Below are 24,319 nucleotides of genomic sequence, written 5' to 3'. Positions count from 1 at the left end.
ATATGCTATGCAGGAGAATAGGCGGTTGTTCGTGTGGGCATTTTACAACAATTTGTTGGCTCTTCTGGCCCGGATTAGCTGAATCTGCTGCAAGCTGTCATGCGCAGCTACTCCATCCACCGGGTTCGGCGCGGATTCTGTACTCTGAAGAGAGGCTTCCGAAGCAGACAGCAGCTTTCTCGATAGAATAGGCAAGGCCGTCTCCCAGGCATGCCGCCTCTCCGCCGCCGCGATGGCCTCCTCCGTCTGCTCATCCGGGATTTCCGTATCCTTGGATTTGCTTGCTATCCCTTCCTTCGGGGTGAACCATAGGGCCCCTGTAACCGTACCGTCCATATGAATAATAAGGCTATGTCTCAAGGGTTTCCCTCCGCTCAGCGGCTGCACCGGATTCGGGCTGATCTTCTCCGTATGAATGTGCTGGTCGATGATGCCATACATTTTACTCCGCACAACTGGATCTTTAGCCATCTGCTGAAGGATATTTGGCGCAATTACAATTTCCTGCCCACCGCCGCTCATACCGGGATGTTCCGACTCTTTTCCGTCCGCAGAAACGGTTAGAATACGCACTTTAATTCCATATTTCCGCTTGATCCGCTCCGCCTGAGCCTGCGTTGCCGCATTGACGGCCGCCAAGGTTTCGTTAAAACTGAGCGCAGAGACCGGCGTAGACGGGTGGAATTCCTGCTGCTGTGGAGGCCGGGTCAAAGAAACACCATGGATTCCCGTAATAGGATTATACATATTGCCTCCTCCTTTCTTCATAAAGTTTCAGTTATCCTATTATATCGGCCGGAATGGAATGATTACTTACACGTTCCGCAGATGCACAAAAGAGGGAGCCGCAGGCTCCCCCTTACCTTGAACAGTAATTCTTATTTTGCCAACGCACCTGCTGCGGCATCCTCTCCGCCCAAACGGCCGGAAGTGAAGGAATAGCCAAGACCTACGCCGTTGCCGACATAAGTGTCATTGAACAATACACCTTCGGATTCGAGGCCAACCGCATATAACCCCTTGATTGGCACCCGTTTGTCATTCAGTACCTGGAACTTGGCATTGACCAGCAGACCGCCAACCGAGCCCAGATTGTTGACCTCAGCGATGATTGCGTAGTATGGACCGCTGTCTCCCATAGGAACCAGATATTCCTTTGCTTTGCCGAACTCGGTATCCACACCGGTTTTCGTTGCTTCCTGATACTGTTTGAAGTCATTTGCAAAAACTTCTGCGTCCAGACCGGCATTTTGGGCCAGCTCTTCAATGGTGCTGCCTTTATAACCGTCACCGTTTGCGACCATGGATTCGAATACTTTATCCGCATCCTTCCATGGCGTGTCCAGCTTGAACTGGTCTGCAAAAGAAGCATAGAATTCCGGCGGCATTCCCGGCAGTGCAGGCGCTTTTACACCATTCATCCCTTTAGCCTTCAAAGCATCAATCTGTGCTTGCGAGACAATAACCAAATGATACGCTCCGTTAAAAGCACTTGTGTTGGCAGCCGCTACAGAGGTAAGCGTAGCCGCCTCGTCTCTGAATCTTGCCCCGGAAGGGCCGACATTCATCAAAGTAGGCAGATAGGAGAGCATCAGCGGGTAACTGGCTTCAAAATCCTTGTATTGCGTCTTCAGCTTCCCGGTTGCTCTGGCCAAGGTCTGGTGCAGCATTTGACCGCCAAAATTATCAGGCACCTTGGCTCCGGCATCCCAAGACATCTGCAGTCCTTCGCCGATATTCTGGCCCAGCCCCCCGTTGACGCCTTCGAAGCCGAACGCTTCCTTGACCATTTCTTTGTTGCCGGCATAGCCGCCGGTTGCCATGATGATGCTTTTCCCGGTAATCTCAAGCGTTGTGCCATCGGCTTTCTCAGCGACTACACCGGTCACCTCACCATTGGCGCCTGTAATCAGCTTCTTGGCAGTTGTTTCGGTAATCACCTGTCCGCCGCCCTTCTCTACTGAAGCAGCCAGCATGGCCCGCAGCGTAGGCTGGCGTGTTTCGTAAGCCGGAAGCATGTGCAGTTGTTCCCCGGCGAAATTGATGAAGGTTGTTTTGTAGCCTTTCTTATTCAGCCAATCGTAAGTTTCTCCGGACTTGGTCACATACTGGCGGATCGCTGCCGCATCCACTCTCCAGTGGTTATTGACGATCCAGTCGGAGATTTCCTTCTCCACATTGACCTTTAAGCCGCTGCTTACAGCTGCTGAAGAGTTGTAGAATTTGCCCGCCCAGGACAGATTGCTCGCTCCGCCGATGGTGGCTGTTTTCTCAATAATAATGACCTTAGCACCTTTATCTGCTGCGGACACGGCTGATGAGACACCGGATGCTCCGGCGCCTACAACCACAACATCGGCCGACAGCTGCTCGGTTTTGCCTTCACCGGCTTTGGCTACGGTTCTGGACTTGAATGCCTCTACGTTACCTCCCGCTTGCTTCACTGCATCTTCAACAGCTGCCAGAATGGCTGTGCTTGATTCAGAAGCCCCGCTGACCGCATCAATGGCGAGCGTCTGCCCAGCGATGATCTCATCCTTGATCTTGTTGATAGCTTCAACGCCAATTCCGGCAGTTTCCTTCTGGCTAAGCACCTGAATATCGGTGATTTTGGACTGTGCGTCCAGCGTAACCTCTACCTGGATTTTGCCGTCTTTGCCATCGGCCTCTGCCTTATAGGTTCCTGCTTTAAAAGAAGCCGGCACCTCATTATCATTCGTTGCCTGCTGAGTCGCTTCTGGCGACGCAGACGGCTTCCCGGATGCGGCCGGCTCCGCAGCATTATTGCCGCTGCAGCCGCTGATCAGCGACAGAATGAGGACGAGGCACATGGATAACATGAATACTTTGCCTAGTACTTGCTTACGCATTGTTTTTCCCCCTGTGTAGTTGGTAGTTGACCCCGTTCTCTCTGTAAGGGCCTTCGGACTACACAGAGTGTAAACCTTGGTGCGGCACCAAGGTCAATGAAGGTTATGTGAAATTTTTCTCAAATGGAATGTTGATCTCCAGGTAGGTTTTTTTGCCTGCACCCGCTCGTTCCGTAAACAGAATTTTGCCGCGGATATCCCCATGGACGGTGAAGCCCTCTGCCCTGATATAATCCAGCATGAACTGAAAGTCTCCCCGTCTCAGGTCCTCCTCATTAGAACTGGAAATGACTGCAGAAATACAGGTGGACGGCTCGACATACTCCGTAGTCTCATTAATACACACCCCGAGCTTCCGCTGATCCTCCTCCAGCAAAGCCAGCCCCCAGCTGTATTCCAGTTCCTCTGTCCCCATGATATTCTCCGAATTCTCAATTCTGAAGGTATAGAAGGTAAAGGGAAGCAGCTCCATCCAAGCCTGCGCCGTCCGTTTCAGGCACTCCTTCTGCAGCAGATGATTCTTGTCTGTCTGCTGGATGCGGTACATGCCCGGCACCCTTTTGATGCTGCAGGTATAGAAAGAGTCGCTGATCCGGCTGAGGTCTGCATGAATCTCGTTGATCTTCTCCAGCAGCATAACACTGTGCCTGATTTCCTCCTCCAGCTGCTGCTTCGCGTCGGCAATAGACTGTATGACCTGTTCCGCAGGCGCGTCATTAATCAGCCCGGCTACATCTTGCAGCGGAATCTGCATACTCCGGTACCAACGACTCGACAGTAAGTTCCTGGCATCCAAATCACTGAAATAACGGTAATTGTTATGCTGATCCTTCATCGGCCGCACAATATCATGTTTCTCATAGAGCCGCAAGGTATCCGCCGTCACACCCAGAATCGAGGCGAATTGCCCGATAGAATATTTCATCCAAAAGCCCCCCAGCTTCAACATATCTATCTTTCCTCACCATTCATGATAGAGGCTTTTCACAGGGGGCTTTGTGGGTTTTGTCACATGGCGCTTTCCCAGTCGCTCCGCACATCAGGATCGTTTATACTAAAGGATACTAGAAAACAAGATTGGGGAGGAAACCTCATGAATCTGGCAGAGAAAGTAGCGAGCCTTCCATTATCTCCAGGCGTCTACCTGATGAAGGACAGCCTGGGCCATATCATCTATGTCGGCAAAGCCAAGCAGCTAAAGAAACGGGTCCAATCCTACTTTTACAATGCCAAGGGCCACTCTCCTAAAGTAAAACAACTGGTCCGGAATATCAGAGATCTGGATTTTAAGCTGACCGATACGGAGTTTGAAGCCTTCATGCTGGAGTGCCGGCTGATTAAGGACATCAAGCCCATGTACAATAAAAAGATGAAAAACCCGCTCGCCTACAGCTATATTGCCATTCGCACGGACACACCCTACCGGCAGCTGGCAGTAACCTATGATCCGGCCGAGTATGAGGATAGTCTATACTTTGGACCTTACACCAGCAGAGGTATTGTGGAGCGGGCAATTCAGGGAATCAAAGAAAGTCAGAAGATCCTGTGTAGCACCCCCCATGCCAAAAACACGCTCTGCCTCAATCATTCGCTTGGGTTATGCATCGGCATGTGCGGGGGCGGGGAGGCACTAGAGCAGCACGAGGAGATCATGAACCGTGTGATCGGACTGTTGAACGGGGACGATCAGCGGATTCTGGAGGAGCTGCAGCGGCGGATGGAGCAGGCAGCCGGGAATTTCGAGTTCGAGACGGCTGCCAAATACCGCGATTATTGTTCGGCGGTCAGTTCCCTGCTGCAGAAGGAAAAGGTGATCGGCTTCACCGAACAGAACAAGAATATTGTAGTGCTTGAGCCCATGCAGGATCAGCAGCTCAAGCTGATCCTGATCCGGGGCAGCGAGATTCTGGACCGGGCCAGGCTGAATACCGCGCAGATGAGCGAAGAGTCGCTGCGTGAGGTCATCCAGTCCGCTATTCACAGCAGCTTCAGCCATCCGGCGGGCGGGAAGCCGGATGAGATCAGCCGGCATAAGCTGGACGAAGCCCAGATCATCTACAGCTATCTGGGGAGAAGCTCCGGAAGCTATTCTATTATCCCCCAGGAATGGCTAGATAACCGGGATACCGCCGCTCTGGACGAAGAGATCCGGGAACTGGTCAAAGAATACTTCATGGCTGTACCCGGCTAACCTGCAGTTAAGCATTCAGCAGCAAAAAGAGGCTTCCCTCCGGTCTATCGACCGTAAGCGGAAGCCTCTTGTTCATGGCAGCCTGAGCCTTGTAAGCTTACCCGGCTCGCCTTCCGGCGGAGCAAGGCTGGACTCTGTCTTACGCCTTAATGCCGAGCATATCACTTACACCTACACTAAGCGGTGTAAGCGGGCGCTGAAGCAGCTTCTCGAAATCGCTGCTGGTGATGTCGAGTTGGCCTTCGCGGATCGCCTCTTGAATGGCGACTACAATCGGAAGCGCACCTTCCGGCACTCCGGCTTTCGCCATAACGTCGGCATAAGTGGCATCATCCACCTGCTGTACTTGAACTTCCTTGCCCAGTACTCCGCCGACCACCGCTGCCAGTTCAGCCTGTGTTGTGGGTTGACCAGACAATTCGTACACGGTATTCGCATGACCTTCGCCTGCCAGTACAGCAGCAGCCGCTTCGGCATAATCGTGGCGCGTAGCCCAGCCCACCTTGCCTTCGCCAGCAGAGGTCAGCCACGGCGCTCCGGCTTGAACCGCCTGGATCGTGCCAATCTCATTCTCCAAATACCAGTTGTTGCGCAGGAAAGAGTAAGAAATTCCGGATTCCCGGATGAACTCCTCTGTTGCTTTATGCACGGGTGCCAGGAACAGCGAACTGCTGTCTGCATGGCCAACACTGGTATAGACGATAAAGCTTACCCCCGCACGTACAGCGGCATCAACGGCAGCCTTGTGCTGGCGAATCCGTGTGTCATTGTCGCCATCGGCGGATACGATCAGTAGCCGGTCCACACCGGCAAAGGCTTTATCCAGCGTCTCAGGCTGGTCAAAATCACCATGACGCACATCTACTCCACGTGCGCGGAGATTGTCCGCTTTCTCCGGGTTTCTTACGCTGGCTACCAGGTTTTCTGCCGCTACGGACTTCAGCAAAGTTTCTGCCACGATAGAACCGAAATGCCCTGTTGCTCCTGTTAATGCAATCTTCATTGTCTATTCCTCCTAAGGAAATGAGTTGTATAGTAGTGCCTGCTGTAACCGGTACGATACAGCAGATTTTTCTTCCTGTAACTAATATAGTTACATGTTGGCGAAATGTCAAACACAAAACATCCAACCCAGAGTCCGTCTCCATGCTCCACTTCAATCTTCGGCCCGCCAGAGCAGAGTGAGCCCGGATATTTGTTAGCATTGCCGGTTTTTGTTATTCTTAAATGAAAATAGAAATGATCTGCTATCAGAAAGGTTCTGCGCCATGTCAAAAACAAGAGCAAGCATTTATCAGCGCTATATTCCTGCAGTCACTCCCCCGATTGAGCTCAGTGGCTCCGCCTACTGGCTGATCTTCCATTCCGGCAAACTGCTGGTTACCGAAACGGGTGAGAGTACAGGCATTCCGCTTGTGCCATCGCTTGAACAGCTGTCCATGGCTCCTTTAAGGACCCTGTATCTAGGAACTTGGGATAACCTCCCCTGCTTCACCGCAGAGGTTCCGGCAGAAACACCTGAACCCGCAGGAATGGCCTTCCGTCCACTGCGCTCCCTGTATGAGCCGCTGGACGAGGATCTGTTCCATCTCGCAGGCAAGGGCATCCAGATGCTGGCCTGGGATGAGACTCACCAATTCTGCGGCAGATGCGGCACCGCCACTGAGCTGTCGCAGACAGAGCATTCCCGGAGCTGTCCGGCCTGCGGACTGGTCAGCTATCCCCGGATTGCCCCGGCAGTCATTACCGCGATCCTAAAAGACAACCGGATTCTGCTCGCCCACTCTCCGCATTTTGTGAACAATATGTATGGGCTGATTGCCGGATTCGTCGAGCCCGGTGAGACGCTGGAGGACTGTGTGCAGCGCGAGACCATGGAGGAAGTGGGTATCAAGGTCAAGAACATCCGCTACTTCGCCAGCCAGCAGTGGCCTTTCCCCCATTCTCTGATGGTTGGCTTTCTGGCCGAGTATGAGAGCGGAGAAATTACGGTGGACGGCGAAGAGCTGGATCACGCCGACTGGTTCGCACTTGATCAACTGCCCGTCATTCCGCCCCCTGTCAGCATTGCCCGCAAATTGATTGACTGGGTGGCCGAGAACCATTCCTGAGACAGACAGAAACGGATACCCCCTGCTATAGGGAGGTATCCGTTTCTATTTCAGCCTTTGACTAACTAACTGTCTTGAAATACTGGTAGATCCGTTCCAGCTTCCGGGCATGCTTGCCCCGCTTGCTCTCCATGCTGCCGAACTCAAAGAACTTTACTTTGCGGATGCCCACGTAATGGAACAACGCTTTGCGCATTAACGCTTTATGTGCATTATTCAGCAGCAGCAGCGGATAATGGGCAGGTCCCTTCATACTCGAAACACACACTACCGTCTTCCCTTTCAGCAGCCCCTCCGGCAGCAGCCCACCCTTATCCTTGTACGCGAATCCCGAAGCAAACATCTGATCAATATAACCTAGCAGCATGGCCGGAGGCCGCCCCCACCAAATCGGATAGACAAAAACGATTTGATCCGCCCACTGCAGCTGCTCCCTGTATTTAGCCAGGGCAGGGTCGGTATGCATATCCCTTCTGCGCTTATGTTCACCAAAGACCAAGACAGGATCAAATCCCTCTTCATACAAATCAAGTACCTGAATCTCGGCGACCTTCGCATTCTCCCGGCTTCCCCGTAATACCTCCTGCAGAAAAGCATAGCTCAAGCTCTGATGATTCGGATGTGTATAGATTACCAATATGTTCATACTGCCACCTCTTTACTTATCATTTGACAAAAGAGTAACACGGCCATATTTTAGTTGTCAAATGATAATTGTTTTTTGATAATCTTTTTGCTAAGGTGTCTATAGAGGTGATCTTCATGGACAACAACAGTCTTTTTCAAAAATTCATAACCTTTACGGCTTCCGTCCACCAAATAACCAGTGATATTAGCAAAGATGTGAAATCCGAGATGCTCACGCCCGTTCAATATAAAATCCTCGAATATATCGCCGTCAGCCAGCCGGTAACTCTTAGCGAGATCAGCGATTGTATGCATATGTCGATGCCGAACACGAGCCGTGAGCTGAAGAAGCTTAGCGAGAAACAGCTCTGCGACAAAATCACCGACCCTTCCGACCGTCGCAAGCAGGGCATTACCCTCTCCGCTGCCGGTGAGGCCATGATGAATGAAGCTTTCCAGCATATCGCTGTCCGGTTCACTGAACGGATCGGCCATGTGACGGACGAGGAACGCAAAGAGATCGAGCGGGCGCTCGATCTCTTGCAGCAGAAGGTATTTTATTGAAGTGAATCTATATTGAATTAAACATCATTTTACCGGAATACTGTTCGCCGAACTCTTAACCGGAGCTTCTCTGCGTTTAATGAAGAAGGCCAGAACCAATGCGATCACTGCACTTCCGGCGGTTACCATCGAAGCCACATTCATCCCGTGTATTAAGCTGTGTACATCACTCGTCTGGCCCAGACCGCCACCGCTATAGGTCATTATAGTCACAAGCAGGGCTGTTCCGATAGAACCGGCTACTGTCCGCAGAGTGGTGTTAACGGGAATGCCATGCCGGATCAGATCCGGCGCCAGTGAATTCATACCGCTCGTGACGACAGGCAGCAGCGTCAGGCTGACTCCAATCATCCGCAAGGAATAGCCAATCATCAGGAAGGCATATGTGGTATTTTCCGTCAAATTAGAGAACAGCAGGGCTGAGATTACCGTTAAGCTTATCCCTGTGATGACCAGCATCCGGGCACCTATTTTATCAAAAAGCTTCCCGGCTACAGGTGACATAACGCCCATAAGAATTGCACCTGGCAGCAGCATCAGACCTGATTTGAGCGCTGAATACCCAAGCATGGTCTGCATATAGATAGGCAGCAGCAGTTGGGCGCTCAGCATAATAATCATCAGAATCATACTGATTACTGTAGCCAAAGTGAAAGTGGGGCTTGTGAATACTCTTAATTCCAGCAAGGGATTATCCATAGTCAATTGCCGCCATACGAACAGACCCAGCGCTACGAACCCAATTCCCAACGAGATCAGAACTTCTGTGCTCCCCCACCCTTTGCTGCCGGAGACACTGAATCCATACAACACGCCGCCAAACCCAAGAGAAGACAGCGCCATAGATAACGCATCTATTTTGCTCTTCACCTGTGGGGTAACATTCTTAATCAGGAATAAACCGGCAATGGTAATCAACAGAGCGCAAGGAAACAGAATATAGAATAATAAGCGCCAGGAATGATCCTCTACAAGCCAGCCGTTCAGCACAGGTCCGATGGCAGGAGCGAAATTAATCGCAAGCCCAATCATCCCCATCGTAAACCCCCGTTTGGCAACCGGAATCAGGATAAAGGCCAACGTCTGCACCAAGGGAAGCATAATCCCCACTCCGACAGCCTGCACCATTCTACCAGTGAGCAGCAGACCGAAGTCCGGTGAGACCGCGCACAGGAGCGTTCCAGCGGTAAGCATGCCCATAGCAAAGACAAAGACTTGCTTGGTTGTGAATCTCTGAATAAGAAAAGCCGTAATCGGGACAACAATGCCGGTAACTAGAGCAAAAGCGGTTGTAAGCCATTGCGCGGTGCTTGTTGATAATCCGAAATCCCCCATAATGTTCGGGAGTGCCGTATTGAGTGAGGATTGATTCAGCAATCCCACCATAGACCCGATAATTAAAATGGCCATGATCAAAATGGTTCCTTTGGGTGTTTTCTCCATTTTATTCCCCTCCAATTATATACTAATATCGTTCCGTCCTGATTTACGTTTGGTCAGCGTACCGCCACCAGGCGAGCGTGCCCACTATGCCAATGCTGCCGGTGAGATAAGGCAGCATGCGGCTAAAAGTCTGTAAGTGTGCATGCTCCTCCCCCGAAGCGCCGCTGAGTAATCCGGGAACTGCCCACGGAATGTATTCCGCAAGCCCAACGCCACTGCCAAACTGGGCAATCACAATGGTAAGCACCACAAATCCCAAGGGAGACAGATAACCGCGTCCTACACTAGCCATCCAAGCTACCGGGATACTTAGGCAGATAACCATGATAGAGAGCAGTGCGTATCCTCTGAAGCCATGAGCGATGGCTCCAAGGCTCCAGCCGTCCAGCTGGACAAACCAAGCCGTTATACAACCAACCAAGAACATCAGCTCTGCCAGAATTACACACCAGGCTGCGGCAACGATCAATTTGGCAGCGGCCACTCCGTACCGGGACAACGGCAATGCCAGCATATCTTTGACCGTACGATCGGAATATTCCCGTCCGAAGGTCCAGCTGAACACAAAACCGAATCCGATGAGGCCCCCCATGGACATCACAATCCCAAGCTCCTTCATAAATCCCTGCATATTGATTTCGCCCTCAAAGCTGCTCTGGGAGCCTAGCCATCCGGAAAAGACCAGCCCAATCATCACTGGCAGCAGTATGCTGGTCACAAGAGAAATCCAAACCAGCCTGGAGCGGCGAAGCTTCAACGTTTCTACCCACAGGGCGGATATCCATTGATTCATCCTTTCATTCCTCCCTCAGCCTCGATCATTCTAAGAAAATAAGCCTCTAAATCCTCCTCCTCTACCTGAATGTGCGTGGGCGGCATTTCCGCATCTACAAGCAGCCTGGAGATATGTTCCGGGTGCGCTATAGCGTGTTTGTCGTCAATCACCAGCGTTCCAGCTTCGGTCAGCTTGACAGCATAACCTGCCTGGAGCAGTCTCTTCCGGCCCGCTTCAGAGTCGCGGGTCTGAACAAGCAGACGTGTGCGGAGTACGTGCTGCAGCTCTTTGACATCCGTCTCTTGCAGCAGCCGGCCCCGATGCACGATTCCTATTCTGGTCGTCAGTCTGGAGACCTCACCGAGAATATGGCTGGATATAAATATTGTCACTCCGTGATGAAGCGCCAGCTCCCGAAGCAGCTCCCGCACCTCGACAATCCCGGCCGGATCAAGCCCATTCGTCGGCTCATCCAGAATCAGCACCTTCGGATTATGCAGCATGGCCTTCGCCAGACCGAGCCGCTGCCCGTTGCCGAGGGAGAGGGTTCCGGCCTTCCGGTCCCGGTAAGCCGTAAGCTGCAGCTTATCCATAATGGTCTCTATCGCCGTGCGGTCACGGATGCCCCGCAGCCTGCGGATAATCTCCAGATTCTCGCGGACGGTAAGCTCCGGATAGGAGTAAGGTGTTTCCACCATGTAACCTACATCGGCCCATAGTTTATGGCTGCCCGCATCCACCTGCTCTCCAAATATATAGGAGGACCCCGAATCGGACCGGATCATACCCAGCAGCATACGGATGGTTGTCGTTTTGCCCGCTCCGTTCAGCCCCAGAAATCCGTAGATTTCTCCTTGGTCCACCTCCAGCGACAGTCCATTCACAGCTTGATTGCTTCCAAAATGCTTGGTTAATCTATTGGTCTGAATCACTGCAGCCATTATCATCACTCCTATCATTCATTTAAAACTAACTAGTTGTTTATATTTTGACCAAAAAAACAGCCGCCTCTTACAGTAAAGACGGCTCCATCACGCCATGAATGATAAACTTCGCAATCTGCTGGGTGGTCTGCTCCCTCATCTGCGGGGAATCCAGTCTACCAAGGAGTTGTTCAAATCGTGATGACGACTGCAGGGTAGCTGTAGTCACATTCATAATGAGAATAGGAAACAACGCCGGGTCCAAATCCTGACGGAGGATTCCATTCTTCTGAGCGGATAACGCCAATTCATGCATTTGAGTAGCATCATCCGGACGATAGGTGATTTGATTCCAGGTCTTCCAGTCCTCAGCGGCTTCCCAGAATAGAATTCTCAGGTAGCTGCGGTGCTCCAGGAGAAATGTCACTGTTTCCCGGATCATCGATTCCAGGAACTGCCGGAAGGCTGCAGGGTCAGTCACAAGTTGCTCATTTTTTAATAATCCGGTAATGAACGAGCCTGTAATTTGTTCGCCCACCTGATCCGCGCGTTTGACCACTTCTGTATAAAGACCCAGCTTATCGCCGAAATACTGATAGATAAGGCTTTTATTATATCCCGACGCCTTCGCAATCACATCAATCCGTGCCGCGGAATAGCCAAGTTCGGCAAATACCTTCTCAGCAGCGTCAAGAATGATCCCCTTGGTTCGGACGGCATCGTAAATTTTGGTGCTTCGTTTGCTCTCTGCTGATGCTATGATTGTCACCTCTTTTCTAACTAACTGGTTAGATTTTATTATGAAGCCGGACAGAAGTCAAGCGCAAATAACAAATCCCATTAGGGGACCTTGCATTGTCCCCCATGTTCCTTCAGAGATTGAATTGTGCAGTTATGCTTTTCTGACAAATTCGGATTTGAGCTTCATCGCTCCAAAGCCGTCAATCTTGCAATCAATATCATGATCACCCTCGACCAGGCGGATGTTCTTCACTTTGGTACCGATCTTCAGCACAGAGGAGCTGCCTTTGACCTTCAGGTCTTTGATAACAGTAACAGAATCCCCGTCGCTCAAAATATTGCCATTAGCATCTTTAACCACTTTGTCGTCCACGCTATTTGCGTCCTCTGACCCCGGTGCCCACTCATGTGCGCATTCCGGACAAACCAGCATTGCCCCATCCTCATATGTATACTCTGAGTTGCACTGCGGGCAGTTTGGCAATTCATTCATGATCTCATTTCTCCATTTCTTATCGACAACATGGTCTTCAATTAAATTCTCCTTATTGTAGCACACCGCTTGAACTCATGGTTACACTACATGAACTCCATAAGCATTCCTCCGGCAGCACCGGCCAGAACGATCATCCAGGGCGGGAGCTTCCAGAAAAACAGCATCACAAACAAAATGGCAGCCAGCGCAAAGTCCAGCGGCTTCAGGATGGCAGTGGTCCAGAGCGGATCGTACAGAGCAGCCAGCAATATCCCCACTACAGCCGCATTAATTCCCGCCAGGGCTCCGTGAACCTTCGGATTGTTCCTCCAGCCATTCCAGAACGGCAGTGCGCCGATGACCAGCAGAAATGCAGGCAGGAAGATCCCTGCTGTGGCAATCACAGCGCCCCAGATTCCCGAGGTCATCGCCCCAAGGTAGCCGGCAAAAGTAAACAGCGGACCCGGAACGGCCTGCGTCGCGCCATAACCGGCGAGAAAGTCCTCCCGGCTGACCCAGCCAGTGGGTACAACCTCGCGTTCCAGAAGTGGAAGCACGACATGCCCGCCACCGAATACCAGGGAACCGGAACGGTAGAAGCTGTCGAATATCGCCAAACCCTTAGCTTCCACAGACGTTCTAAGCAGCGGTAACAGGATAAGCAGAAGGAGGAATAACACCAGGCACAGGGCGGCAACAGCGCGGCTGATGGCAATCGGCAGATCCGGGCCTTTCTCCGGCTTGGTCCGGTATATCGCCAGGCCGATTATTCCTGCAGCGGCGAGAATCAGGATCTGGCCATATGCTGCATGCCAAGACAGCGCGAACACTGCAGCCACCACTGCAATGGTGACTCTTCCCCTGTCTGGCGTGAGCTTTTGCCCCATCCCCAGCACCGCTTGTGCCACAATCGCCACAGCCACAATCTTCAGCCCATGAATCCATCCGGCATTTGAAATGTCAAAGCCCTGCAGCAGAAAGGCAAAGGCAACCAGTGCAATTACTGAAGGCAAAGTGAATCCCAGCCAGGCAATGAATCCTCCAAGCAACCCTGCTCTGACCACACCAATACCAATTCCAACCTGGCTGCTCGCTGGACCCGGGAGAAACTGGCACAGTGCCACCAGATCGGCGTAGCTTCGCTCGTCCATCCATTTCCGGCGGCGGATATATTCATTATGGAAATAGCCCAGGTGGGCGATCGGCCCACCAAAGGAGGTAAGTCCCAGCTTGAGGGAAACGCCAAGAACCTCCAGCAGTTCTGCCCCTTTTCCACGGGTTCTTCCAGCTTCCGCCAGCTTCTGATTGCTCGCTTCCATATGGCTTATCCCCTTTCTCTCACTCTCTGCCCTTTCAAGGCATGTCATTCCAGCATAGCACCCTATTGTTAACTCTGTATTGACTGCAGATCAAATCAATCCAGCTCTGACAACAGCTGCGCATACAGCGACTGGAACTCCATCGAGGGAGCAATTCCGATTTCACTGTGCAAAATGTCGGCAAATTGCCGGTATTGCCGGTTCAGCTCCTCTTTATTCTTTTGCATCGCCGAGGTTTTCATAAGCAGCATATGGGATTCTTCGTCGAGCTCATTGCGTTGGAGCAGCTTATACAGCAGCCTCATAGCTGTACTTGTCTCGCCCCTGTCCAGCAAAGCCGCGCACAGTCTCCGGGTAAAGGAGGTGTACATGAATGATAGCCTTTCAATCTCATTCCAGGCCCAGGTATAGACCCGATCGCCGAACAAATCCCCACGGTACAGCTGCTCAAGCTCGAGTGCTGCCTCAATATTGGTCTGATCAATGACAGTCATCCGCCGGCAGCCCTCTTCGAAGTCCAGCACATCCACCTGCACTCCGTTAAGACTCAGGCCATAATGCTGGCTGTCCGAATGCAGACTCTTCTTCAGACCATAGGTATCCAGCAGCTTCCGCAATTGGTATACCGTTGTGTTCAGATAAATCTCCGCATTTTTATCCGCCATCCCATCGAATATATCTTCGATTAGTCTCCCCCTGGAGACAAGTCTTCCTTTATGTACAAGCAGATATCCGAAGACCTCGGCACTCTTCTTGGACTTCCATTTCGTCTTCATGCCTTGTGCGCTATGAATTTCAATCCCGCCTAAGCAGCTGATCTGCACTTCATTAGAGACGGGCCCCGGGATCCCTCCTGCGGTGCGCTCCAGACGGATCTGCGCCATGGCCCTTTGCACAGTGTGAAGAAGCCTTTCTTGCACCACTGGTTTGACAATGTAGTCGAAGGCATATACCTCAAAGGCGGGCAGCGCAAATTCCTTGTGGGAAGTAATGAAGACGATCTTCATCCCTCTGCCGCTCTCACGCAGCCGCTGGGCAAATTCCAGACCATTTTCCCGCGGCATGCTAATATCTACGAAGATCAGGTCTACCTCATGGCCGGACAAATAGGCATAAGCCGCTGCAGTCTCCGCAAAAGCACCCACTATTTCAATATCTTCAATTTTGGCAAGCATCCGCTTCATTATTAAGTGCATAGCCTTCTCATCATCGACAAGGATCGCTTTCATTGCTTCACAGCACCTTCCATCCTGTTATCTGCCGGAACTGCTGAACGTGAGGGCGGAAGGGGAAGCGAGAAAAAGAAGGTGCTTCCATGCGACGGTATGCTGTCAAACCAAATGTCTCCTCCGTTCAGCCGGACAAATTCCCTGCATAGAGATAACCCCAGGCCTATCCCCCGCTCTCCGTCTGTGCCCTGCAAAGAAACCGGATATTTATCCTGCAGCAACGTATCCGCTTGTTCAGGCGCTATACCTTCACCCGTATCCCTCACAGAAATGACCAGCTGCTGGTCTTTGCGCTCTGCCTTTATAAAGATCCTCCCCCCATCCGCTGTAAACTTAATCGCATTGGTCAAAAGATTGCGGATGATGAGCTCCAGCATTTCCTTGTCTGCATAGACATAGGTTCCCTCCGGAATGTCGGAAATAATATCAATATGCTTACGGTCACTGCGAACCGCCATCAGCCGCAAATTCCGTTCAACAGCCTGGGATAAGTCCCTTTCAAGCGGATGAAATACAAGGCCTCCGGTCTGAGTCCGAAAAAAATCCAGCAAACTTTCTACCAATGCAAAGGTATTGCGGATCTGCTGTCCCATCTCATGAACAACTTCTTCCTGACTCTCTCTGCTGCCTTGCATTTCTTCCTCCAATATTTCCATCAAGTTAACAAGAACGGCTATCGGATCACGGATATCATGGGCAACCACGCTGAACATCCTGTCTTTGAGCGTAATTAATTCACTTAGCTGTTTGGCGTTATCCATAAGCCTCTCCTGTGTACGTACATTTTCAGTTACATCACTTAAGAGGAGCATTTTGCCGACAGGCTTATTGCTGTTGTTCCAGACATAAGACAGCTGGACATTATAGAATTGATCACCGGCCTCACTTGAAAGCTGGAGCTTGCTTAACGAGGAAGGCTCTTGCAGAACCTGCTCAAGCAGTAGGGGAGAGCCGCCGAATACCTCTGTGGCTGTTTTCCCTATACTCTTGTTGCTTAATCCTTGAACCACATCTCCGGCCGAACGGTTGTAGCTGGTCAGCACATGATCGAGATCAAAAACAATGACAGCCTCATGCATCGATCCGAACACCTGCTGAAGAGCCAAGGGAGCAAGCCGCAGCATATTAAACTGATAAATCCCCCATAAGAAAAAAATACCCGAGAACAAAAAACCGAATGGTGAAATATCAATAGGCAAGTGGGTCACACCGCTAAGATACACCAGTGTAAAACCATAAGGTCCCCAGGATCCTACAATCATTAATGCAACCGGCATCCTCATCCGGGGAGCGGCCTTAAGGTACATTTGCACCAAAAATATCATTCCGATCACAAAGAAGCTATACGAATAAAAGACGTGAAGCTTATATAAGGGGCCTTTTACCAGAGTGACCAGCATAAATCCTTCTGTAGTATTGAGTGTCATACTCTTATAAAATAAGTGATGCCATTCATTAGTATAGTGGGCGATAAAGGTGATTACCGGTACAATCATCAGCAGTATTATATTCCTTCGGCTCACCCAGGATTGCCGCCCCGTGTATTGCAGCACCATAATGAACCACAGAACTGTGCCAAAGGGAATACCCATATACTCAATCCGCAGCCAAAAACGGATATGCTCCAGAGAAGTGCTGGCAATTTCAAAAGCATAGCCAAAACTATATAACGAACCGGTCAGCATACCGAGGCCATAGCTCACGGCGATCGGAAGACTCCTTCTCTTCCAGCTAAGATACGTCAATATCAGTGAACAGCAGGTTGCTGCCATCAGCAGCGCAGATAAATACAGGTTGTAGCTCATTGATGATTGACCTCAATTCTGGAAGAACTCATGCATTCTATTTCTATGCCTCCTATGTTAACAGATGGACTTCTGGCAGAGAACTTAAAATTTTTATTTTTTCGACAAAAAAAAGCCTGCTTTCGCCTTTTCTGGCGAAGCGGGCTTCATGTGGGTTGGCAGACACCGTGCAGGTGCCTGCAGGATCTCTGTTTAGGCTTACTTTAAGGTGTCCAGTAGAGCCTTAAGCTCAGGACTGATCTGCAGAACGCGCTGCACCAAAGTTAGGGCTTCCGCGCGGGATGCTTCCTTGCCAGGTAAGAACTTTCCGTTGCCGGAACCGTTGATGATGCCGGCCGCCGCAGTCTTCTGAATCTGATCCTTGTTCCATGCGGTATCAATATCCGAGAAATCTGTTGCCGCCGGTAAAGCTGCGTTGTTAAAGTCTATGATCTTATAGATGATTGAGATCATCTCGGAGCGGGTGATGTCACCGTCAGGCTTAAACGTACCGTTCGGATAGCCGGAGATCAAGCCTTTCTCCTGCAGGTTAAGAATTGAGGCTTCTGCCCAATGACCGGAAATATCGCTTAAATTGCTTGCTTTGCCGGTACCGGTGAGATCAAATGCTTTGGCAATGAGGGTTGCAAACTCCGCACGTGTGATACTTGCATCCGGGCGGAAGCCTCCATCCGGATATCCCTGAACTATCCCCAGCTTAGCGAAGGTCTCTACCGTCCAGCCCGCCCAATGGGAGGAAATGTCGGTGAATTTCCCCGCAGACGGATTACCGTTCGCCTGTCCGATCTTCTTGCTGAAGCTCAGTATTACATCATTAATATTGACTACATTGTCTGCGAAATGGACTGTTGTCTGGACCACTGATGTTGGTGTTGGTGTCGGTGTTGCTGTTGGTGTCGGTGTCGGTATCAATGTTGGTAATGGCGTAGCAGCCGATGGTGCTGCCGGTGCTATGGTTGGCGCGATAGATGGTTCAGCAGTCGCTGTTGGTGTTGGTGTTGGTGTTGGTGTTGGCAAGCTGCTCTCACTGGATGGTATAACCGTAATCTCTTTTATTCCGTATACGCCGGAACCATCGTTGGCGGCAGCTTTTACAGTAAGGGTACCCAGGGAAGTCCCGGTTAACAGGCCTTTTTCACTAATCGTACCTGTGCCCGTTCCATACACAGACCATGTAACGGTCTGGTCTGTTGCCTCGGCAGGAGCCACCACCGTATCCAGTTGAATGGAATCACCCAACTTCACCATAGATTCTCCGCCAATCGTAACGGAATCCACCGGGATCGTGGCTGGCACCACAATCGGTGTCGGTGTTGGTGTTGGTGTCGGTGTTGGTGTCGGTGTTGGCGTCGGAGCAGCCGCTATAGTAATTTCTAAGTTGCCGGTTACTAAGCCTCCGTCGGTGGATTCCGCTTGCACAGTTACAGTACCCGGATCACCTGCGGTAAGCACGCCGCTTACCGCATCAATAGTTGCCGTTCCGGTTCCGTTAACTACGGACCAGACTACCCCTGGATTAACTGCGTCTATTGGCGTTATCTCGGCAGTCATCGCCAGGGTATCACCGGTATTCAGCGAGTTCACCCCTCCTGCGCCGCTTACTGTAATCCCGGTAATAAGATGAAAGATATTATCCGCAATCAACTTGGGGCCTGAATATAACGAAATGGGTGAGGAGAACTGCGTAGTAGGAGACTTAATCAGAAATGTAACTAATCCCTGGTTCGTATACGAAGAGAATCCTTCATAGACTTCAGGGGTCTTGAAATTAATATCGCTAGGGTCTGTGTTATAGAAAATGGTAGTGGGGTTTGCATGCGCAAAGACTTCAGTCCGGTCTCCCACCAGCTGGTTATCTGTTCCGTACACAGCAAAAGTTAGACTAATGAATCCGGGATTAGTAGTACTCACCTCCGGCTGCTTAGCCAATATCACATGGTCTGCGGCATAGACAGGTTTAGATGCCTTAATGTTGTTCACATACACAGTAGAGCCCCCGTACGAATAACTGGGAACCCAGCTGATATTATTGTCATTCACATACCCGCCCACAATGGTTTTAGTGGGTTCCGTAAGAACTGTTACCGAAGAAGCTGTACCGGCATCAGGAACTTGAGCCACGCCGCCATCTGAGTATCTGAAGAATAAATGCTCTGAGCTATCCGGCTTATCGGCCGGGAAGTTCACATATACCAAGCTTGTGTTTGTTAGAACACAGCCGCTCAATAAAATGACTGTCAAGGCTGAAACCAGTAACAGTTTTAATGCTGTAATTCTTTTCATACTGTAGATTTCACCCTTTCAAATTTGCAATAAGTAATTTTAAAAGAATCATAACGCATCTCAATGACAAACTAATGACAAACTTCAACAAAAAACGACTCTCTATGAGTCGAGAGTCCTTAATCAGCTTCTTTTGATTTCTACACCTTCAATTCATCCTATAACAACTTTCAAAGTAGTTGTATTCTTATCAGGCTAATTATATATTAGAGGCAAGATGTAAGACTTTAGGCCCAAAAAACGTTCATAACAACTAATAATAGCAAGAAGGTGTAACTTATTGGGTTATATGGTATGGACTGATCTGATTCTATTCTTTGTATTGTTTGCACTATTTGTCTATATTTTCGTTACCGTTAGTATCACGAAGCTACATAAAGTATATTTAGCCTTCCACTTCACAATGATGATATGGCCCTTTTGCCAGTTCGCGATTAAAACTACAAATAGTCCTACCTTTCAATTATTTTATGTCAAATCGGCATTTGTGGATTCGGCGCTGCTAAGCACGGGCTGGATCTTTTTCACCATTCTGCTGACCGGCCAAACCCGTTTTCTGCACCGCAGAGTCATACTTTTACTGTCCATTCCTGTTACTGTTGCCACTGCAGGCATTATAATCAATCCCCACAGCTGGTTTGTGCGGCCTGTAAATGGCGGGTATATCGTAAGAACCTATGGGCCTCTTTTTTGGCTCTTCATCGCCGTAATCATCGTCCAGGTGGCTACTTCCCTGTATGTCATCTCCGCGGCACTGGTTCAGGACATGCCCCCGCGGGTGCGCAAACAGGTCATACTGGTCCTCAAAGGCCTTCTGGCTGTAACCTTATTCATTCTGCTTGATGTCCTGCTCAATGTGGTCCTGGACCCGTATCTGCCTGTCATTCCAGGAATGACCTCACTAGGGATTTTATTATCAGCCACTTTTTTTGTGATCTCTATTCACCGTGACAAAGTATTTGATATTGTAACCATCGCCCATCAGGATGTGATGGATACGATCGGACATGGCATTCTGGTACTTGATGAATATGACAACGTAGTGGAGATTAACCATTCCCTGCATCCCCATCTGCACCTGCAGCGTGGAGAGCGGTTCAACATCCATATTATTTTCCCGGAATTATCTCCTGCCATTGAAGTGTTCATTCAGACTTACCTGAAGCATCCCCTGGAGAGGATCGAAATTGAAATTTTCCACACCGCCCTCCAGCGTTATCTGAATATTCAGGCTGCGCCCATTATGATCAGTGACTCACGGGTGGGACGTATTGTTACGTTTCAAGATATGACCGAGCTGCAGCAGCTGATTCATGAGACCAACCGACAGAACATGGCCTTGCAGGAACGGAACCATTCATTGATTGAGGTACAGAAGGAGCTGTTCGAGAAGAACCGGCAGCTCCAGCACATGGCGATCACCGACAGCCTGACGGGCTGTTATAACCGTCACTATCTGACTCAGCACCTGGAGGATGAAGTGGTACGGAACAGGAAAGATCACATTCCCTTCGCACTTATCTTGCTGGATATCGATTTTTTCAAATCCGTGAATGATACTTACGGACATTTGGCCGGCGATGAGGTTCTCTGCCATACGGTAGAGGCGTTAAAACAGGAGCTACGTCCCTCTGATGTTTTAGCGCGTTATGGCGGAGAAGAATTTATTATTTATTTGCCGGATACCATAGAATCTGAAGCCAAGCGTATCGCCGAGCGAGTCAAATTGCGGGTTGAATTGAATCAAATTGCTATTGCTAATGTGGCCGAGCCGGTGTCAGTTACCATTAGTCTGGGACTCCTGAGCATCAGCGACTTCTCACAGGGCAGCAATCTTTTCGAAGAAGTGGATCAAGCGCTGTATGAGGCCAAAAATAACGGGCGCAACCGGATTGTCCATATTGCACGCTGATGCTGAACTTATGATCATTCAACGGCTTCCTTTGGGGGTAATGTAAGTACAACACATATCTGCAAACAGAGAGGAAGTTGTGCATGAGGCAGGCTATGATCATTGTGAACCCCTCTTCAGGCAAGGAGAACGCACTGGATTATGTCAGTAGTGCCGAAGAACTGCTGAGGAGCCGGAGTTATGAGGTTATCGTCAAGGAGACGCTAAAAGAAGGGGATGCTACCGAATATTGCGTAGCTGCTTGTGAAGCGAAGGTTGATCTGGTTGTATCGATCGGCGGAGATGGAACACTTCATGAAACGATCAATGGTCTGTCCGGTCAGGTACACCAGCCGAAGCTAGGGATTATCCCCCTTGGGACGGTGAATGATTTTGCCCGCGCGCTGCAGATCCCGCTGACACCCGAAGAAGCCATACGAACACTGGCCTCCACCCGGGTACAGAGGGTAGATGTAGGGAAATTAAACGGCCGGTTGTTCGTCAATGTGGTCGCTGCCGGGCCTCTGGCTGAATCGCTGTCCTCCGTGACCTCGGATGACAAATCCCGACTCGGCACTCTGGCCTATTTCAAAGAAGGCATCAAAGAACTGGCAGGCACTGCCTCCCATCACCCGCTCACCATACAGCATGACGACAAGACCTGGGAAGGCGAGACGCCACTGTTCCTTGCTGCACTGACTAATTCCGTCGGAGGGTTTGAGAAACTGGCCCCCGATGCTGCTGTCGATGACGGTCTGATCCACTGTTACATTATTAAGGATCTGCATTTCCTTAATACGCTTACGGTCAGTATCTCTGTATTGCTGGGCACGCTCAAGAACCACAAGGACGTGGATTATTTCACCGCCAAAGAAGTAACCGTAAGCTCGGCAGATGTCCTGCGGACGAATGTAGACGGCGAAGAAGGTCCGGCTCTGCCAGTCAAACTAAGCGTACTTCCCCGTCATATTCAGATAGTAGTACCTGAGGAGGAGTAACCGGGCTGAACCTCTTCTCCCTTGCCCCTCTCCGTTACCGTTCTCTTAGTACAGCTGTGGTAGCTTGTCCAGGGTGATCGCGTATTCATGGTGATACGCCCGGTACAGCTCCGCCTTTGTATTCCATTCCTCAGATGCACCGTATTCATTCGACCACGTCATATACCAAGTCCACGGAATTCTGGTCTCGGACAGCTGGGACAGACTCGGGATCACGCCTATTTCTCCAAGTGCCGTGATCTTGGGGGACGGCGTGATCCGGACAAGCTCCTCATATTCCGGACGCTGATCCGTGTGCTCATGCTTAGGCGGGTATAGGTCTCTGGAGATCACATCGGTTACATCATCACCCGGATAACCTTCTGCGAGCGGCGAATTCCACACCCAGATCAGATTGTTCAACTGGTGAATACGGGTGTATCTGTCATACATAATCCGGTACAGCTTCGCCGCAACCTCAGGCCCCTTGGCCCCCCACCAGAACCACGTACCTTCAGACTCATGGAACGGACGCCACAAGATCGGGATTTGTTTGTCACAAAAATCCTTTAAAATACCCGCCATCACATCCATGTCTGATATAAGCGCTTCGTATTCTTCCGTCCCCTCGATAACAGCCTTCGAGGCGTCAAAGGTAGTATTCTCGGCATAAAAACCTTTGGCCCAGCTGCCAAAGGGTGAGAACCAGTGCCACGTAAATGTGACCAATCCTTTGCGGTTCAATGCCCATTCCCATGCATTAGCGAGTGTATTCTTGTTCTCCTCCACTTCCAGCATGCATTCCGGCGTGGTGTTCTCCAAATTGATGTTAGGAGAATACGCCAGCAGCTCAAAGCCGCAAAGGGCAGGCAGCTTGCCAGTCACCTCTTCAATATAACGAAGCTCCTTTTGCACAGTGGTCTGGGTATGTTGTCCCGTAAGAATTCCTTTACCGGAAATATCGCTGAGGTACTTCAAGACTGCCCGGACCTCTTTCGAAGCATTGGGATTGCAGGGGGTGTAGTCCTTTATCGTAGCCATTGCAGGTGATTTCTCCTTTGTTTTGTTATTTTATTGTTATTTCATTGTTATGAATTCATCATAATTTTAATCTGCATCCGCTTACAGGTCAATGTATTAAGATCGCTTATTTGCTATTGCTGCCAAAGAAACTGACTGGTATAGTATGGAATATATAACCAAAGGGCACTGCTTCCCTGGGTAAGCCAGAGACAACCCCGCTGCTTTTGCAGCGGGGTTGTTTATTTTAGATGAAGGGCGGAGGTTCATGTGACAACCCACAAGGATACACGGGTCATATTAACGAAAGAAGATTTAATCACCCAATTCAGGAACTGCGGACTCACCAAAGGACAACATATCTTCGTGCATACTTCGTTAAGCCAACTAGGTTATGTTGTAGGCGGTCCCGAAACCTTCATCCGCTCGCTGCTTGAGATTGTGGGTGAAGAGGGGACCCTGATGATGCCTTCTCAGACCTGGAAGAATCTCGATCCAGAAACCGGCGTCCACTGGGACGCGCCGCCCGAAGGGTGGCCCCTGATCCGGGAGCACTGGCCAGCGTACAACAAAGAGATAACACCAGCTATAGGTATGGGCACTGTGGCTGAAATGTTCCGCAAATGGCCGGGGGCTGTGAGGTCCGATCATCCGGCCCGCTCCGTCGCCGCAGTAGGCAAGTACGCGGAATATCTCACGCAGGACCATGACTTAAGCAATATTTTCGGCTCAGGCTCTCCGCTCGATAAATTGTATCAGTTACATGGTTATGTACTCTTGGCAGGAGTCGGTTATGATAAAAACACCTCTTTGCATCTGGCAGAAACCCGGGCAGACTTCCCCTCCAAGAAGTGGGTACACGAGAGCAGTGCAATCATGGTGGAAGGCCAGCGCAAATGGGTCACCTACAAGACTCTGGCGGTGGATGACAACGATTTTGTCCGGTTAGGAGAAGCATACGACCAAGAAATGAATATACAGATTCACAAAGTCGGGCAGGCTGATATCCGGTTCCTGGAACAGCGTCCTCTAGTCGATTGGGCTACTGCATGGATGGAGAAGAACAGGCTGTAAA

The 24,319-nt window shown here is 50.4% G+C and carries 21 protein-coding genes; 6 read left to right on the top strand and 15 right to left on the bottom strand.

The features are described 5' to 3' along the window. Nucleotides 1-42 precede the first annotated feature (42 nt). From ACAN54_RS15215 to ACAN54_RS15205, 3 genes are all read right to left on the bottom strand, one after another. A complete protein-coding gene (locus ACAN54_RS15215) occupies nucleotides 43-747 on the bottom strand; it encodes a DUF6033 family protein (RefSeq protein WP_379156503.1) in 705 nt (234 codons plus the stop codon). 131 nt (nucleotides 748-878) lie between these two features. Then, nucleotides 879-2,870 (bottom strand): FAD-dependent oxidoreductase, encoded by a 1,992-nt coding sequence (locus tag ACAN54_RS15210; protein WP_379156499.1) that lies wholly within the window; start codon nucleotides 2,868-2,870, stop codon nucleotides 879-881. 103 nt (nucleotides 2,871-2,973) lie between these two features. Continuing rightward, nucleotides 2,974-3,795 carry a MerR family transcriptional regulator gene (locus ACAN54_RS15205; protein ID WP_379156495.1) on the bottom strand — a complete coding sequence of 274 codons (822 nt, stop codon included), beginning with the start codon at nucleotides 3,793-3,795 and terminating at the stop codon, nucleotides 2,974-2,976. 168 nt (nucleotides 3,796-3,963) lie between these two features. Between ACAN54_RS15205 and ACAN54_RS15200 the strand changes: the two genes are divergently transcribed. Next, nucleotides 3,964-5,061, top strand: a complete 1,098-nt coding sequence (locus ACAN54_RS15200) for a UvrB/UvrC motif-containing protein (protein WP_379156492.1) — start codon at nucleotides 3,964-3,966, stop codon at nucleotides 5,059-5,061. Between the two features lie 139 nt (nucleotides 5,062-5,200). Here ACAN54_RS15200 and ACAN54_RS15195 read toward each other — a convergent pair whose 3' ends face one another. Continuing rightward, entirely contained in the window at nucleotides 5,201-6,064 is an 864-nt protein-coding gene (locus ACAN54_RS15195) for an SDR family oxidoreductase (RefSeq protein WP_379156489.1), read from the bottom strand. Nucleotides 6,065-6,329: 265 nt separating this feature from the next. On the opposite strand from ACAN54_RS15195, the gene nudC reads away from it, so the two are divergent. Next, nucleotides 6,330-7,172: an NAD(+) diphosphatase gene (nudC, locus tag ACAN54_RS15190; RefSeq protein ID WP_379156486.1), complete on the top strand. Its 843-nt coding sequence runs from the start codon at nucleotides 6,330-6,332 to the stop codon at nucleotides 7,170-7,172. Between the two features lie 61 nt (nucleotides 7,173-7,233). Here the strand turns inward: nudC and ACAN54_RS15185 are convergent, their stop codons facing one another. Further along, entirely contained in the window at nucleotides 7,234-7,818 is a 585-nt protein-coding gene (locus tag ACAN54_RS15185; RefSeq protein ID WP_379156483.1) for an NAD(P)H-dependent oxidoreductase, read from the bottom strand. Between the two features lie 116 nt (nucleotides 7,819-7,934). Between ACAN54_RS15185 and ACAN54_RS15180 the strand changes: the two genes are divergently transcribed. Further along, nucleotides 7,935-8,363: a MarR family winged helix-turn-helix transcriptional regulator gene (locus ACAN54_RS15180; RefSeq protein ID WP_379156479.1), complete on the top strand. Its 429-nt coding sequence runs from the start codon at nucleotides 7,935-7,937 to the stop codon at nucleotides 8,361-8,363. A 24-nt stretch (nucleotides 8,364-8,387) separates the two neighbouring features. On the opposite strand, the gene ACAN54_RS15175 is transcribed toward ACAN54_RS15180, so the two are convergent. From ACAN54_RS15175 to ACAN54_RS15135, 9 genes are all read right to left on the bottom strand, one after another. Continuing rightward, nucleotides 8,388-9,806: a DHA2 family efflux MFS transporter permease subunit gene (locus ACAN54_RS15175; protein WP_379156476.1), complete on the bottom strand. Its 1,419-nt coding sequence runs from the start codon at nucleotides 9,804-9,806 to the stop codon at nucleotides 8,388-8,390. Between the two features lie 43 nt (nucleotides 9,807-9,849). Then, nucleotides 9,850-10,599, bottom strand: coding sequence for an ABC transporter permease (locus tag ACAN54_RS15170; protein ID WP_379156473.1), 750 nt, complete (start codon nucleotides 10,597-10,599; stop codon nucleotides 9,850-9,852). Then, complete coding sequence (locus ACAN54_RS15165; protein WP_379156470.1) at nucleotides 10,596-11,522, bottom strand: ABC transporter ATP-binding protein; 927 nt, start codon at nucleotides 11,520-11,522, stop codon at nucleotides 10,596-10,598. Before ACAN54_RS15165 ends, ACAN54_RS15170 begins: the two co-directional genes overlap by 4 nt. A gap of 70 nt (nucleotides 11,523-11,592) precedes the next feature. Continuing rightward, nucleotides 11,593-12,273, bottom strand: coding sequence for a TetR/AcrR family transcriptional regulator (locus ACAN54_RS15160; protein ID WP_379156467.1), 681 nt, complete (start codon nucleotides 12,271-12,273; stop codon nucleotides 11,593-11,595). A 123-nt stretch (nucleotides 12,274-12,396) separates the two neighbouring features. Beyond that, on the bottom strand, nucleotides 12,397-12,738 hold the full coding sequence (locus ACAN54_RS15155) for a zinc ribbon domain-containing protein YjdM (RefSeq protein ID WP_379156464.1): 342 nt from the start codon (nucleotides 12,736-12,738) through the stop codon (nucleotides 12,397-12,399). Nucleotides 12,739-12,824: 86 nt separating this feature from the next. After that, nucleotides 12,825-14,039 carry a chromate transporter gene (locus ACAN54_RS15150; RefSeq protein ID WP_379156461.1) on the bottom strand — a complete coding sequence of 405 codons (1,215 nt, stop codon included), beginning with the start codon at nucleotides 14,037-14,039 and terminating at the stop codon, nucleotides 12,825-12,827. 95 nt (nucleotides 14,040-14,134) lie between these two features. Next, a complete protein-coding gene (locus tag ACAN54_RS15145; protein WP_379156457.1) occupies nucleotides 14,135-15,268 on the bottom strand; it encodes a response regulator in 1,134 nt (377 codons plus the stop codon). After that, nucleotides 15,265-17,073 (bottom strand): sensor histidine kinase, encoded by a 1,809-nt coding sequence (locus ACAN54_RS15140; protein ID WP_379156454.1) that lies wholly within the window; start codon nucleotides 17,071-17,073, stop codon nucleotides 15,265-15,267. Before ACAN54_RS15140 ends, ACAN54_RS15145 begins: the two co-directional genes overlap by 4 nt. A gap of 198 nt (nucleotides 17,074-17,271) precedes the next feature. Next, entirely contained in the window at nucleotides 17,272-19,260 is a 1,989-nt protein-coding gene (locus ACAN54_RS15135) for an S-layer homology domain-containing protein (protein ID WP_379157514.1), read from the bottom strand. Nucleotides 19,261-19,645: 385 nt separating this feature from the next. On the opposite strand from ACAN54_RS15135, the gene ACAN54_RS15130 reads away from it, so the two are divergent. After that, nucleotides 19,646-21,268 (top strand): histidine kinase N-terminal 7TM domain-containing diguanylate cyclase, encoded by a 1,623-nt coding sequence (locus tag ACAN54_RS15130; protein WP_379157511.1) that lies wholly within the window; start codon nucleotides 19,646-19,648, stop codon nucleotides 21,266-21,268. Nucleotides 21,269-21,351: 83 nt separating this feature from the next. Then, nucleotides 21,352-22,245 (top strand): diacylglycerol/lipid kinase family protein, encoded by an 894-nt coding sequence (locus ACAN54_RS15125; protein WP_379156451.1) that lies wholly within the window; start codon nucleotides 21,352-21,354, stop codon nucleotides 22,243-22,245. Nucleotides 22,246-22,290: 45 nt separating this feature from the next. Here ACAN54_RS15125 and ACAN54_RS15120 read toward each other — a convergent pair whose 3' ends face one another. Then, the gene (locus ACAN54_RS15120) at nucleotides 22,291-23,265 is read right to left on the bottom strand and encodes a glycosyl hydrolase (protein ID WP_379156448.1); all 975 of its coding nucleotides are present in this window, start codon (nucleotides 23,263-23,265) and stop codon (nucleotides 22,291-22,293) included. 249 nt (nucleotides 23,266-23,514) lie between these two features. Between ACAN54_RS15120 and ACAN54_RS15115 the strand changes: the two genes are divergently transcribed. After that, nucleotides 23,515-24,318, top strand: coding sequence for an AAC(3) family N-acetyltransferase (locus ACAN54_RS15115; protein ID WP_379156445.1), 804 nt, complete (start codon nucleotides 23,515-23,517; stop codon nucleotides 24,316-24,318). The last annotated feature ends 1 nt before the right edge of the window (nucleotide 24,319 follow it).

The sequence above is a fragment of the Paenibacillus diazotrophicus genome (assembly GCF_042610465.1).
The sequence above is the reverse complement of the archived record's forward strand: the minus strand, read 5'-3'. Positions and strand labels throughout refer to the sequence as shown.

Excerpts from the sequence above, each read along its gene's own strand:
- ACAN54_RS15200 (WP_379156492.1), top strand. The coding sequence starts at position 3,964 with ATGAATCTGGCAGAGAAAGTAGCGAGCCTTCCATTATCTCCAGGCGTC.
- ACAN54_RS15175 (WP_379156476.1), bottom strand. The coding sequence starts at position 9,806 with ATGGAGAAAACACCCAAAGGAACCATTTTGATCATGGCCATTTTAATT.
- nudC (WP_379156486.1), top strand. The coding sequence starts at position 6,330 with ATGTCAAAAACAAGAGCAAGCATTTATCAGCGCTATATTCCTGCAGTC.
- ACAN54_RS15165 (WP_379156470.1), bottom strand. The coding sequence starts at position 11,522 with ATGGCTGCAGTGATTCAGACCAATAGATTAACCAAGCATTTTGGAAGC.
- ACAN54_RS15195 (WP_379156489.1), bottom strand. The coding sequence starts at position 6,064 with ATGAAGATTGCATTAACAGGAGCAACAGGGCATTTCGGTTCTATCGTG.
- ACAN54_RS15130 (WP_379157511.1), top strand. The coding sequence starts at position 19,646 with ATGGTATGGACTGATCTGATTCTATTCTTTGTATTGTTTGCACTATTT.
- ACAN54_RS15155 (WP_379156464.1), bottom strand. The coding sequence starts at position 12,738 with ATGAATGAATTGCCAAACTGCCCGCAGTGCAACTCAGAGTATACATAT.
- ACAN54_RS15145 (WP_379156457.1), bottom strand. The coding sequence starts at position 15,268 with ATGAAAGCGATCCTTGTCGATGATGAGAAGGCTATGCACTTAATAATG.
- ACAN54_RS15125 (WP_379156451.1), top strand. The coding sequence starts at position 21,352 with ATGAGGCAGGCTATGATCATTGTGAACCCCTCTTCAGGCAAGGAGAAC.
- ACAN54_RS15185 (WP_379156483.1), bottom strand. The coding sequence starts at position 7,818 with ATGAACATATTGGTAATCTATACACATCCGAATCATCAGAGCTTGAGC.
- ACAN54_RS15140 (WP_379156454.1), bottom strand. The coding sequence starts at position 17,073 with ATGAGCTACAACCTGTATTTATCTGCGCTGCTGATGGCAGCAACCTGC.
- ACAN54_RS15205 (WP_379156495.1), bottom strand. The coding sequence starts at position 3,795 with ATGAAATATTCTATCGGGCAATTCGCCTCGATTCTGGGTGTGACGGCG.
- ACAN54_RS15215 (WP_379156503.1), bottom strand. The coding sequence starts at position 747 with ATGTATAATCCTATTACGGGAATCCATGGTGTTTCTTTGACCCGGCCT.
- ACAN54_RS15150 (WP_379156461.1), bottom strand. The coding sequence starts at position 14,039 with ATGGAAGCGAGCAATCAGAAGCTGGCGGAAGCTGGAAGAACCCGTGGA.
- ACAN54_RS15170 (WP_379156473.1), bottom strand. The coding sequence starts at position 10,599 with ATGAATCAATGGATATCCGCCCTGTGGGTAGAAACGTTGAAGCTTCGC.
- ACAN54_RS15210 (WP_379156499.1), bottom strand. The coding sequence starts at position 2,870 with ATGCGTAAGCAAGTACTAGGCAAAGTATTCATGTTATCCATGTGCCTC.
- ACAN54_RS15180 (WP_379156479.1), top strand. The coding sequence starts at position 7,935 with ATGGACAACAACAGTCTTTTTCAAAAATTCATAACCTTTACGGCTTCC.
- ACAN54_RS15120 (WP_379156448.1), bottom strand. The coding sequence starts at position 23,265 with ATGGCTACGATAAAGGACTACACCCCCTGCAATCCCAATGCTTCGAAA.